The sequence below is a fragment of the Aphanothece stagnina RSMan2012 genome (assembly GCF_046764815.1).
GTDB lineage: Bacteria > Cyanobacteriota > Cyanobacteriia > PCC-6307 > Cyanobiaceae > NIES-981.
The window spans coordinates 1-11,639 of sequence record NZ_JBKOUC010000038.1; the positions used below are offsets into that span (position 1 = coordinate 1).

11 protein-coding genes are annotated in these 11,639 nt (G+C 65.6%); 4 read left to right on the forward strand and 7 right to left on the reverse strand.

Annotated features, from left to right (window positions below; genetic code table 11):
* On the forward strand, nt 1-492 hold a 492-nt coding region (locus ACLNEE_RS15820; RefSeq protein ID WP_412007339.1), incomplete at its 5' end, for a GTPase.
* Nucleotides 493-767: 275 nt separating this feature from the next.
* On the opposite strand, the gene ACLNEE_RS15825 is transcribed toward ACLNEE_RS15820, so the two are convergent.
* The 4 genes from ACLNEE_RS15825 to ACLNEE_RS15840 form a co-directional block, all read right to left on the reverse strand.
* A complete protein-coding gene (locus ACLNEE_RS15825; protein WP_412007340.1) occupies nt 768-1,877 on the reverse strand; it encodes a hypothetical protein in 1,110 nt (369 codons plus the stop codon).
* Nucleotides 1,878-1,951: 74 nt separating this feature from the next.
* The gene (locus ACLNEE_RS15830; RefSeq protein WP_411423434.1) at nt 1,952-2,113 is read right to left on the reverse strand and encodes a DUF5989 family protein; all 162 of its coding nucleotides are present in this window, start codon (nt 2,111-2,113) and stop codon (nt 1,952-1,954) included.
* A 10-nt stretch (nt 2,114-2,123) separates the two neighbouring features.
* Nucleotides 2,124-2,531: an SxtJ family membrane protein gene (locus tag ACLNEE_RS15835; RefSeq protein WP_411423435.1), complete on the reverse strand. Its 408-nt coding sequence runs from the start codon at nt 2,529-2,531 to the stop codon at nt 2,124-2,126.
* 4 nt (nt 2,532-2,535) lie between these two features.
* Entirely contained in the window at nt 2,536-4,398 is a 1,863-nt protein-coding gene (locus tag ACLNEE_RS15840) for a carbamoyltransferase family protein (protein ID WP_411423436.1), read from the reverse strand.
* Between the two features lie 200 nt (nt 4,399-4,598).
* Between ACLNEE_RS15840 and ACLNEE_RS15845 the strand changes: the two genes are divergently transcribed.
* Nucleotides 4,599-5,489: an RluA family pseudouridine synthase gene (locus ACLNEE_RS15845; RefSeq protein ID WP_411423441.1), complete on the forward strand. Its 891-nt coding sequence runs from the start codon at nt 4,599-4,601 to the stop codon at nt 5,487-5,489.
* A gap of 67 nt (nt 5,490-5,556) precedes the next feature.
* Here the strand turns inward: ACLNEE_RS15845 and ACLNEE_RS15850 are convergent, their stop codons facing one another.
* A complete protein-coding gene (locus ACLNEE_RS15850) occupies nt 5,557-7,158 on the reverse strand; it encodes an ABC transporter ATP-binding protein (RefSeq protein WP_411423437.1) in 1,602 nt (533 codons plus the stop codon).
* Nucleotides 7,159-7,242: 84 nt separating this feature from the next.
* Between ACLNEE_RS15850 and ACLNEE_RS15855 the strand changes: the two genes are divergently transcribed.
* Nucleotides 7,243-9,759, forward strand: coding sequence for a RelA/SpoT family protein (locus tag ACLNEE_RS15855; RefSeq protein ID WP_411423438.1), 2,517 nt, complete (start codon nt 7,243-7,245; stop codon nt 9,757-9,759).
* A 39-nt stretch (nt 9,760-9,798) separates the two neighbouring features.
* Here ACLNEE_RS15855 and ACLNEE_RS15860 read toward each other — a convergent pair whose 3' ends face one another.
* Nucleotides 9,799-10,524, reverse strand: coding sequence for a hypothetical protein (locus ACLNEE_RS15860; protein ID WP_412007341.1), 726 nt, complete (start codon nt 10,522-10,524; stop codon nt 9,799-9,801).
* A gap of 378 nt (nt 10,525-10,902) precedes the next feature.
* Here ACLNEE_RS15860 and ACLNEE_RS15865 point away from each other — a divergent pair, with 378 nt between their 5' ends.
* Nucleotides 10,903-11,091, forward strand: a complete 189-nt coding sequence (locus ACLNEE_RS15865; RefSeq protein WP_087068301.1) for a hypothetical protein — start codon at nt 10,903-10,905, stop codon at nt 11,089-11,091.
* A 42-nt stretch (nt 11,092-11,133) separates the two neighbouring features.
* Here ACLNEE_RS15865 and ACLNEE_RS15870 read toward each other — a convergent pair.
* Nucleotides 11,134-11,639, reverse strand: a 506-nt coding sequence (locus tag ACLNEE_RS15870; protein WP_412007342.1) for a DUF2062 domain-containing protein, incomplete at its 5' end; no start/stop codon positions are given.

Here is an 11,639-nt window from a genome sequence, read left to right on the forward strand (position 1 = left end):
CTCGGCTTCCCCAACGTCGGCAAATCCGCCCTGATCAACCGGTTGGTTCGCCAGAAGGTGGTGGACAGTGCCCGCCGCGCCGGTGTCACCCGCAGCCTGCGCTGGGTGCGTCTGGGCCAGGATCTCGACCTGCTCGATGCACCCGGTGTCCTGCCACCGCGGCTGGATGACCAGCAGGCCGCCCTGCGGCTGGCCCTCTGCGACGACATCGGCCAGGCCGCCTACGACAACGAGGCTGCAGCCCTGGCCTTCATCCAGCTGCTCACCCTGCTCGAGGCGGAGCCGCACGCCGGCGTGCCGGCGGGGTTGCTGCAGCGGCGCTACGGGCTCTCCCCGGGGCGGCTTCCCACCGGAGGGCCCGATGGGGAGACCTGGCTGCTGGAGGCCGCCCAGCGCCATACGGGCGGGGATTGTCTGCGCATGGCCACGAAGCTGCTCGACGATTTCCGCTGCTCGCGGCTGGGGGCGCTGGCTCTGGAGCTGCCGGGTTGATGGGAGGCTTCGTTGCCGGCAGAGGCGAGCGGCCAACTCGCAGGAACCCAGCTCGCCAAAGCTGAACTCCCGCAGGGCCTCTTCAGTTGGAGACGATGGAGTTGGCGACGATGGAGTGGCCACGATGGGCGAACCCCGGGATCGCCCCATCAACATGGGGATTCGCCGAAGCGGCAGCTGCCTGTGGAGCCTCAGGGAACAACCGTGAATCTCAGGGCCGTTGTGGCCTTTCCCGATGCCCGATGAAGTCCATGGCGCGGACGTGGATGCACCGCTCAGGAGGTTGGGCTCAGGGGTCTGAGGCAGGGAAGCTGGGCCGAAGCCACGGCACGGGCCAAGCCCTGGAGGCCCTGTCGGTTGAGGTGCTTGGGATCCTGCTCACCATGGAGGAAGCGAGTGCGGGCCAGAGATTTCAGGGCCGGTGTGGCATCGAAGAACGGCACCGGCTTCGGCCCAGCCGCCAGCAGGCTGCTCAGACGGCGGCGCATCGCAAGACTGCGTTGCCTGTTGGCCTCAGGGCTGATCCGGCCGCTTGGATTCTCCGCACCGGTTCCATAGCTCTGAAACACGATGGGCGTCTCTGACTGGTAGAGAGTGGCGGGTGAGGGTATGTACACCAGGCAGACCTGCGTGCCGGGTCGCTCTGACTGAAATTGCTGGACGGCTTTCACCGTGCCCAGCAGTGCTTCCTGTACTTGATGATCGCTCAATTCTGGAGCTGCAGCCTGGCTGGTGCCATATGCAACGCAGTAGTGGTCGCCGCAGAATCGGTTGATACTTGATCTGCTGGAAGGACTGCCCAGTGGTGTGGCCTGGGTCTCCCGGGCGGCCTTCCAGCCAGCTCGGAAACGACGTCCCAAGACCCGCGAGAGCGGGAGAAAGCGATCCTGCCAGGACAGTTGCTCCACCATGGATTTCTGCAGGGAACGGCTGCTGGAAGAGCGCCGATTTGCTTGGAGAAAGTCGTCGAGATCGTTGCCCTCATAGAAGAACAACAAATGGCGCCGGGGCCATAAGCTACGTGGCCGACCTTGATAAAGTGGGAAAAAGCCCGAACTCAGGGCGGTGTTGTAGATCGCGATCGAGCGGGGAAGGAAGGAGCCAGCAACGCCGAAGGGGAGAAATCCGAAGCCAGTTAGCGCACGTAGATGGTGGCCGAGAGAATAATCGTTGGAGCCGAGCAGAAAATCATCACCCGCGCCTTCCACGTAACTGTCGCCCAGCAGCGCAATGTCTTCAGGTCCACCAGTCTTGCCTAGATACGGGTAGGAGAGTCGCAAGGGTGCCGGCAGATTGCCAACGGCCCTGCGGGGGAAGCCCTGCTGCTGGCCACCCGCAACGCGGATCCAGATGATGAAGGCGGCGTTGCACAGCACGAACGCCATGGCCACAGAGCCCAGCATCAAGACTCCATTTGCCACCATCTGGAGCCACGGGCCGGTTGGTTTCTGCACGCCTCTCAGAAGATCGAATAGATGAATGGGGCTACTACGGAACCCTGAGTTGCCACCAGAAGAGCGCCCATCAAGACGATCGTGATGATCAGCGGTGCCAACCAGTACTTCTTGCGAACCTTGAGATAATCCCAGATATCCTGGGCGAGATCCAGCAGAACTTCCATCGGCCAGGGTTCAGAAGATTCGGGTCAGGTTAGGGGCTGGGCGCTGGCAGGGCTCGCGGTAGGTGGTGCCGTCATGGGGGCGACGTCGCAGGGGGTCATGGCCGAAGAGGCGCATGACAAGGGCAATGGGTTGGAGCACCAGCAGGAAAACCGCTCCCAGGATGAGATGGCTGTTCACCCAGCCCAGGCCATGGCCGAGGGCCATCCAGCCTCGGTACGGCCAGGCCAGCAGCCGGGGAGCGACCAGTGCCAGCACCAGCGAGGGAATCCCGATCACGAACGGCCAGATCGGCCCCCCATGGCCCCGCAGGGCTGGAAGCAACCAACCGAAGAGGATCGGGAACCCGATTCCGACCAGCAGGCCGAATTCCCGCAGCTGTCTGGTGCCTGGAGTGAGAGCGGAGGAAGAACGTGCCATAGGTTCAGTCGAGTTCAAATTCCTGAAGCCATCTCTCATCACTCTCGGCGCTGGGCTGATCCTCCTTGAACAAGAGCTGATTCTCCAGCACCAGCACATCCATCTCGGTGCGCATGAAGCAGCGATAGGCATCCTGAGGGGTGCACACGATGGGTTCACCGCGTACATTGAATGACGTATTCACCAGAGTTGGGCAACCCGTGCGTCGATGAAAGGCTTTGATTAAATTGTAGTAACGAGGATTTGTTTTAGGGCTCACAGTCTGCACCCGAGCAGAGTAATCAACGTGTGTGATAGCAGGCAGCTGGGAGCGTGGCACATTGAGCTTCTCGATGCCGAACAGTTCCTGCTGCTCGGGCGACATCGGAATGCGGAGTGAGGCCTTCACGGGTGCCACAAGCAACATGTAAGGGCTGCTGGTTTCAAGCTCGAATTGACTGGACACTTCCTCTTCAAGAACTGAAGGGGCGAAAGGGCGGAAGCTTTCGCGATACTTGATCTTGAGGTTCATCACGCTCTGCATCTGCTGGTTGCGTGGATCACCGATGATCGAGCGACCTCCAAGTGCGCGGGGGCCAAACTCCATGGCACCATTGAACCAGCCGATCACCTTGCCCTGGTCGAGCAGTTCAGCCAACCTCTCGAACAAATGGGCATCCTCAAGGCTCAGGAAAGGGGCCTTGATCTGTTGAAGATAGGTACAGATCTCGGCATTGGAGAAACGGGGGCCAAGATACGTGCCCTTCATGCCATCGCCCACGGCGGGTGTGCGGGGCTGAGCGAAGTGCTGGTGCCAAGCCACGAGGGCCGCACCCAGGGCAGAACCGGCATCGCCACTGGCAGGCTGAATCCAGATCTCCTGGAAAGGACCCTCGCGCAGCAACTTGCCATTGGCCACACAGTTCAAGGCTACCCCACCGGCCAGGCAGAGGTTGGTGGCTCCCGTTTCGGCATGCAAAGAGCGAGCGAGTTTCAAGACGATTTCCTCGGTGACCGCCTGAATCGAAGCGGCAAGATCCATGTGGAACTGCGTGAGCTCCGATTCACCCTTGCGGGGCAGCTGCCCGAACAACGCATGAAACCTGCGACCCGTCATCCGGAAGCCGCGATGAAACTTGAAATAGCTGAGATCAAGTCTGAAAGTGCCATCATCCTTGATGTCAACCAGATGATCCTTGATCGCCTGGACATGCACGGGGCGCCCGTAAGGCGCCAAGCCCATTAACTTGTACTCGCCCGAATTTACCTTGAAGCCGCAGTAGTAGGTGAAAGCGGAATAGAGAAGCCCCAGAGAATGGGGAAAACTGATCTCCCACAGTGGCTTGAGCGTGTTGCCCTTGCCCAGCCAGGCAGAGGTGGTGGCCCACTCACCCACGCCATCCATGCAGAGCACAGCTGCCTTCTCAAAAGGACTTGGATAGAACGCTGCGCCCGCATGGGAGAGATGGTGTTCAGAAAACAGCAACTGGGGCAGCTGAGAGTCTTGCTCCGAACTGGATGCTTCGATCATCTCAGCTGACAATGTGCGCAAATGCTCCTTGATCTGACTCTTGAGGAAGAGCTTTTCTTTGAGCCACACCTGCATGGCAGCCACAAATGAGCGGCCTCCGCGGGGAGCTGAGGCCAAGTATGTTTCCAGTAATCGCTCAAAGGTGAGCAGTGGCTTCTCGTAATAAACCACTGCATCGATATCGGCCAGATGAATCTCTTGGCTCTCCAGGCAGAAGCGAGCCGCCTGCATCGGGAAGCTGGCATCATGCTTCCTGCGGCTGAAGCGCTCTTCCTGCGCTGCCGCAACCACGTCGCCATCCACCAAAAGTGCAGCGGCACTGTCGTGGTAATAGGCCGAAATCCCAAGAACTCGCACTGCACCCTGTGCGTTGGAACGATCCTGACATGCTCAGCTTCCCCACGGCTCCCGCGAACGCCAGGTCCGTCCAGCCCGTCCCTTCCGGGATCGCCGGCTCAGCTCTTACGGTCAATGCCATGGAAATGGCTCACACCAGCGTCGGCTTCGGCGAAGGGGACGGCGAGCAGCTGACTCTCACGTATCCCAGGCCCCTGCCGATGCGGCTGGACCGCTGGCTGGTGGCCCAGCGCCCTGAGCAGAGCCGCGCCCGCATTCAGAAATTCATCGATGCCGGCTACGTGCGGGTGAACGGAGTGACCGGCCGGGCCAAGACCCCCCTGCGGCAGGGGGACACGGTGAGCCTGTGGATGCCGCCGCCGGAACCCCTCCCGTATCTGGTGGCCCAGGAGATGCCGCTGGATGTGCTTTACGAGGACGCTGATCTGATCGTGCTCAACAAGCCCGCCGGTCTCACCGTTCACCCCGCTCCAGGGAACAGGGACGGCACCCTGGTGAATGGGTTGCTGCATCACTGCCCCGATCTGCCCGGCATCGGCGGAGAAATGCGTCCGGGCATCGTGCATCGGCTCGACAAGGACACCACCGGCTGCATCGTGGTGGCCAAGAGTCAGGAGGCTCTGGTGAAGCTGCAGGTGCAGATCCAGAAGCGCATCGCGTCGCGCGAGTACCTGGCGGTGGTCCACGGCCAGCCGGCGGGCGATCACGGCACGATCATCGGTGCCATCGGCCGTCACCCGCAGGATCGCAAGAAATACGCGGTGGTGAGCGATGCCAGCGGTCGGCACGCCTGCACCCACTGGCAGGTGGTGGAACGGCTCGGTGACTATGCGTTGCTGCGCTTCAAGCTCGATACCGGCCGCACCCACCAGATCCGGGTGCACTGTGCCCACATGGGCCATCCGATCGTGGGGGATCCGGTGTACTCACGCTGCCGCCGATTGCCTGTGGAGCTGCCGGGCCAGGCACTCCATGCCGTGCAGCTGGGCCTGGATCATCCGATCAGCGGGGAGCGGCTGGTGTGCGAGGCGCCGCTCCCGGAAGTCTTCGAGCGGTTGTTGTCGCTTCTGCGCCGGCGGGGAAGGTTCTGAGCGGTGGATGGCATCGCCCTGGGAGCGGAGCGCCGCTGCTGCTTCCAGGATCGCCCGAGGGAGCCCGCTAAGGCACGGCCGGCAAGCGTGGACAGGCCTCCACCAGGGTGCGGGTGACGCTGGACCGGGGCTTGCGCAGGAGGTCCGGGCCGGGACCCTCCTCGACGATGCGGCCGCCGTCGAGCACGATCACGCGATGGCAGAAGCCACTGGCCACCGCGAGATCGTGGGTCACGAACAGCATCCCCAGGCCGAGGCGTTCCTGCAGCTCCCGCAGCAGAGCCAGCACATCGGTCTGCACTTCGGCATCCAGCATGCTGACGCTTTCGTCGCAGAGCAGCACCCGGGGCTCGAGGATGAGGGCCCGGGCGATCGCCACCCGCTGTTGCTGGCCGCCGGAGAGCTGGCGCGGCAGCCGCTGCTCGAAGGCCTCCGGTGGGGTCAGGCCCACCGACGCCAGGGCGGCCCGGGCCCGTTCCCTGGCCTGGGCGGGGCCGGCCATGCCGTGGATCAGCAGGGGATCGGCCACCGCTTCTCCGACCCTCATCTGTGGGTTGAGGCAGGCCAGGGGGTCCTGAAACACCATCTGGATGCCCCGTCGGGCCTGCCGCAGCTTCTCCCCGTGCAGCCGGCGCAGGTCGGTGCCCTGCAGCCGCACCTCCCCGCCCCGTACCGGCGCCAATCCCATCAGGGCACGGCAGAGGGTGCTCTTGCCGCAGCCTGAGCTGCCCACCAGACCCACGGTCTCCCCCCGACCGAGCGTCAGGCTCACGTCGTCGACGGCCTTGAGCCAGCGGGGCCGCCAGGGCGCCGAGGGAAGCGGATGCCAGCAGCGCAGACCCCTGATCTCGAGCAGCGGAGCCCCCGGCTCCGCTGCCGTGCGCGCCCGTCCCTCCCGCTCCCGCGCCCGGGCCACCAGCCGCTGGGCCAGGGAGGAGCGTGGAGCCACCAGCACGTCCCGAGCTGGCCCCCGCTCCACCAGGCGGCCCTGCTCCAGCACGGCGATCTGGTCGCACCAGCGCCCTGCCATCGCCAGGTCATGGCTGATCAGCAGCAGGGCGCTGCCCGCTTCCCGGCACAGGTCGGCCAGCTCCGCCATCACCTGCATGGCCACCGCCACGTCCAGGCTGGTGGTGGGTTCATCGGCGATGACCAGCGGCGGCTTCAGGGCCATCGCCAGAGCGATGGCGAGCCGCTGACGCATCCCGCCACTGAATTCGTGCGGGTAACTGCTGTAGCGATCGGTGCTGATCCCCACCCGCTGCAGCAGATCCTCCGCCCGCTCCCGCAGCTGCTGCCGGTTCCAGCCCGGACGGTGGGCCTCGAGGGTGTCGGCCAGATGCCCGCCCACGGTGAGCAGGGGATTCAGCCGGGTCATCGGGTCCTGGAACACCAGACCCACCGCTTCGCCCCGCAGTCTTCGCAGGGCAGGTCGGCGGAGCTGCCGGGGGTCGGCCCCCGCCAGGGCCAGGCTGCCGGTGCACTGACTGCCCTGGGGCAGCAGGTGCAGAACCGCCCGGGCCACGGTGCTCTTGCCGCAGCCCGAGGGGCCCACCAGGGCCAGGGTCTCTCCCCGGTTCAGGTTCAGATCGAGACCGTCGAGGGTGGGACGCTCCGCACCGGGATAGCGCACCACCAGATCCTTCAGGGACAGCACGGGGTCGGTCATGGGGACCAGGTTGGGTCTGTGGGTACGGACATCAGCCGTTCTGTGACGGTGCCTGCATACGATTGGGAAGCTCCGCAGGGTGGCATGCTCCGCGCAGTCTCCGATCCGAACCCATCCCTGGAGGCCGCTCCCGGCTCCGGAGCGGCAGCGGTTCGGCAGGAGCCCGGGAGCCAGTCCGCCGACACCGGCCGGGCCAGCCCTCCGGGCCTTGTCACCCCTTCGGCAGGAGTCAAGCCCACCTCCGCCGAGACGCCATCACCTGATCAGCCGTCACCGCCCGGGACACCTCCCCCCTGTCGGGAGTCGGCTCGGAACACGGTCTGCGCGCCCCTGGCCCGCCGTCCCATCACCCACCCCGGTGATTACGGGGTGCCCTTGCCTGAGTGGTTGCAGCGCTGCGTCGAGCACGTCCCCCCAGGCTCCGGCGACAGCTGTCCCACCGATGCCGAGGCCCTGCTGGCCTCGGCTTTTGATTTCGCCTTCCAGCTTCATGAAGGCCAGTACCGGGCGAGTGGCGAGCCCTACATCATCCACCCGATCGCCGTCGCCGATCTGCTCCGCGACATCGGCGCCAGCGCGAGCGTGATCGCCGCCGGCTTCCTCCACGATGTGGTGGAGGACACCGATGTCACCCCCGAGGAGCTGGAGCAGCACTTCGGGCTCGAGGTGCGGGCCCTGGTCGAAGGGGTCACCAAGCTCGGCGGGATTCACTTCAACAACAAAACGGAGGCCCAGGCCGAAAACCTGCGGCGGATGTTCCTGGCCATGGCCAGCGACATTCGGGTGGTGCTGGTGAAGCTGGCCGATCGCCTGCACAACATGCGCACCCTCGGTGCGCTGAAGCCGGAGAAGCAGCTGCGCATCGCCCGGGAAACCCGGGAGATCTACGCCCCCCTGGCCAACCGCCTCGGCATCGGGCGGCTCAAGTGGGAGCTGGAGGATCTCTCCTTCAAGATCCTGGAGCCGGAGGCCTTCCGCGACGTGCAGCAGCAGGTCGCCACCAAGCGCAGCGAGCGGGAGGACCGGCTGGCGGTCACCGTGCAGCTCCTGCGCGACCGGCTGGCGGCCGCCAGCCTGGCTGATTGCGAGGTGAGCGGCAGGCCCAAGCATCTCTATGGCATCTGGAGCAAGATGCAGCGCCAGCAGAAGGCGTTTCACGAGATCTACGACGTCGCGGCCCTGCGCATCATCTGTCCGAATCTTGAAAGTTGCTACCGCTCCCTGGCGGTGGTGCATGACACCTTCCGACCCATCCCCGGACGCTTCAAGGATTACATCGGTCTGCCCAAACCGAATGGCTACCAATCGCTTCACACGGCGGTGATCGGCCGGCACCGACCGATCGAGGTTCAGATCCGGACGGCGGACATGCACCAGGTGGCGGAATATGGCATCGCTGCCCACTGGAAATACAAGGAGGGTGGATCACCTGCCTCCACCGGCAATGATGCCGAACGGTTCAACTGGCTCCGCCAGCTGGTCGACTGGCAGAAGGATGGCGGTGCCGAGGACAGCAACGACTACCTCGCTTCGATCAAGGAAGACCTCTTCGATGAGGAGGTCTTCGTGTTCACGCCCAACGGTGATGTGGTAGGGCTGCGCAAGGGTTCCACGGCGGTTGATTTCGCCTACCGCATCCACTCGGAAGTGGGGAATCACTGCCAGGGCGTGCGCATCAACGACCGCCTCTGCCCGCTGGCGACGCCGCTCCAGAACGGGGACTTCGTGCAGATCATCACCGCGAAGACGGCTCACCCCAGCCTGGACTGGCTCAACTTCGTGGCCACCCCCACGGCCCGCAACAGGATCCGCTCCTGGTATAAGAAGAGCCACCGTGAGGCCAACATCCAGCGCGGCACCGAACTGCTGGAGCGCGAGCTGGGCCGCGATGGCTTCGATGCCCTGCTGAATGGCGAGGCCATGGCCAGGGTGGCCCGCCGCTGCAACCTGGTCGGCACCGACGACCTGTTGGCCAATCTCGGTTTCGGTGGGGTGACGCTCCACCAGGTGCTGAACCGGTTGCGGGAGGAGCTGCGGCTGGCCAACAGTGCCGCCGCTCCGGTGCTCAGCAACGAGGAGCTGGCCCGCAATGTGTCGGCTCATGCCGAGCACGTCAGTGCTCCGGCCCCCTCCGCCGGCCACGGCGCCGCGAGCGCCATCCTGGGTCTGGAAGGGCTCGACTACCGCCTCGGTGGCTGCTGCAGCCCCCTGCCCGGCGAGCCCATTCTGGCCGCGGTGGCCCTCGGCAACCACGGGATCACCATCCACCGCCAGGACTGCGCGAATGTGGCCCAGGTGCCGGCCGAACGCCGTCTGCCGGTCCGCTGGAATCCCGCCGCCAGCGATCAGGACAAGCGCCGCTACCCGGTGCAGCTGCGCATTGATGTGCTCGACCGGGTGGGCGTGCTCAAGGACATCCTGATGCGCCTCTCCGACCACCGCATCAACGTGAGCGATGCCCGTGTGCGCACCACCCCCGGCAAGCCGGCCCGCATCGAGTTGCGGGTGGAACTGCTCAGCGCCACCCAGCTCACCACCACCATGAACCAGATCCGCTCCATGGCGGATGTGCTCGACATCTGCCGCACCGGCGTGGGCTGAGCGAGCCATCGGATCCATCTGGAGGGGAGCCCCTCGGGGTCAGGGGCCATGGCTCTCCATGGTGTCCAGGGCCGTGCCGCAGGCCGGCGCTGAGGGATACACGAGGATTTCACTGCGTCCCGCTCCCCTGCAGCGGTGATACGGCGACTTCAGTCCGAAGGCTGTGCCGTTGCGCTCGAACCGGCATTGGCGCAGCCGCGCCGCCTCCACCGCGGTGATGGGGCGGCAGCGGGCTGTTGCCGGTTGCCGCCAGTCGAAGCCATAGCCGCCTACGGGCGTGAGCTCGGAGAGGAACGCGCTCAGACGGAAGCCGGGCTCGCCGGGGTAGGTGATGTCGGCGATCAGCCAGCGACCGCCGGCAGCCGCTTGCAGCAGGTAGTGCAACGGCACCGGCTCCTCCCGCGGGTGGTTGCGGAGCCCGGCCTGCACAGCCACCAGCGCCTCGAGACGGCCATCGGCGGCAGGGGCACAACGGAGCACCCTGGCGCCGAAGGTGCTCACCTGGGTGCCGCTGAACACGTCGAAGTCCACGAACCCCCCGTCGGCAGGGCCCAGCCGGTAGGCCGCCTGCAGCTGCTCCAGCAGTTCTGGCGTGAAACGGGCGCTCTGGCTCGTGAGGTCGACCGGCCCCCGCGCGTGCTGCCGGGCGAGATGCCAGCGGTAGAGCCCGTCGATCTGAGCCACCGCTGCTGCCGGGCATGGCGCTGCCCCCGTCATGCTGCCCGTGGGCGCGGCGGCCAGTCCCAGCATCGGCAGCATCAGCACCGCCGCAGCTGAGGACGCTGCAAGGGCTGCGGGCGCCTGTCCTGAAGCCCCTCCAGCGCTGCGACCACGATCCTGAGGATGAGCTGGCATGGGAGCCGCCAACGGAGCTGATTCCATGGCTGATTCCATTGTGAGCCGCTCGCGATGCGCGCCAATCCCCTGCTCGCCGTGGCCTTCGCGCCCGCCATCGAGGCCGTCGGCCTCGGCTGAGGGGAGTGGCCTGCTGTGCAGGTGGTGTGCATCTGCGCACAGCGCCACGGAGCGGGTGTCTGCCGCTACAGCTCGCTCCGAGCGGTCTGCCTACAACCACCCCACACCTTGGACCCGGCCCCTGGCTGCGATCCCCAGCGCCGTACCAGCTCCATCGCCGCATAAGCCATGACCTCTGAACAGGCCGCCCAGTTGATCGACAACACGCTCGATCTGGTCCACCAGCGCCTGCAGGACCTCCAGGCCCAGTGCCTCAGCCAGGAACACAGTGCCCTGGCCGCCGAGTTCCGCGAGTGGCGCCATCCCACCGGTGGCCACATTGACCTGATGGTCTTCCCCGGTCTCGCCAATTCCTGAGCCAATCTGCCCCCGGCTGCCTGGAGCTGGTCCTGCCCAGGCTCATCCCTGGTCAGGCTCCTGCCCAGCCCGGTATCCAGGCAGGGGGCCACTGGTCTGCATCAGCCAGCGCCAGTAGAGCCAGCCGAGGCCCGGTCCGGCCGCCAGGCCCACCAGGAGTGATCCCACCAGGATCCTGCTGGTGAATGACCAGCCCAGCTGCCACACCGCCCCGCTGCGGAGGGTGTCGAGCCCGGGCCAGCCCATGCCGGGACCGAGCAGCAGGCAGCCCAGCTTGAAGTTGAACCAGTACAGGGGCAGGTAGGTGAAGGGATTGCTGATCCAGGTGCCCGCCGCCGCCAGCAGGTGATTGCCGCGCACCACGCTGGCCAGGGCCACGCCGAGCAGGGTCTGCAGTCCGAAGAAGGGAAAGCAGCCGCAGAACACCCCGGCGGCCTGGCCCCGGGCCCGCTGGCCGGGGTTGCCCTCCTGGTGCCAGAGCCACTGGATGGCCCGCCGGATGGACCGCACCACGGGGACATGCGGTCGAAACTGGAACGGACGCAGCG

Excerpts from the sequence above, each read along its gene's own strand:
- ACLNEE_RS15825 (WP_412007340.1), bottom strand. The coding sequence starts at position 1,877 with ATGGCGTTCGTGCTGTGCAACGCCGCCTTCATCATCTGGATCCGCGTT.
- ACLNEE_RS15830 (WP_411423434.1), bottom strand. The coding sequence starts at position 2,113 with ATGGAAGTTCTGCTGGATCTCGCCCAGGATATCTGGGATTATCTCAAG.
- ACLNEE_RS15835 (WP_411423435.1), bottom strand. The coding sequence starts at position 2,531 with ATGGCACGTTCTTCCTCCGCTCTCACTCCAGGCACCAGACAGCTGCGG.
- ACLNEE_RS15845 (WP_411423441.1), top strand. The coding sequence starts at position 4,599 with ATGCGGCTGGACCGCTGGCTGGTGGCCCAGCGCCCTGAGCAGAGCCGC.
- ACLNEE_RS15850 (WP_411423437.1), bottom strand. The coding sequence starts at position 7,158 with ATGACCGACCCCGTGCTGTCCCTGAAGGATCTGGTGGTGCGCTATCCC.
- ACLNEE_RS15855 (WP_411423438.1), top strand. The coding sequence starts at position 7,243 with ATGCTCCGCGCAGTCTCCGATCCGAACCCATCCCTGGAGGCCGCTCCC.
- ACLNEE_RS15865 (WP_087068301.1), top strand. The coding sequence starts at position 10,903 with ATGACCTCTGAACAGGCCGCCCAGTTGATCGACAACACGCTCGATCTG.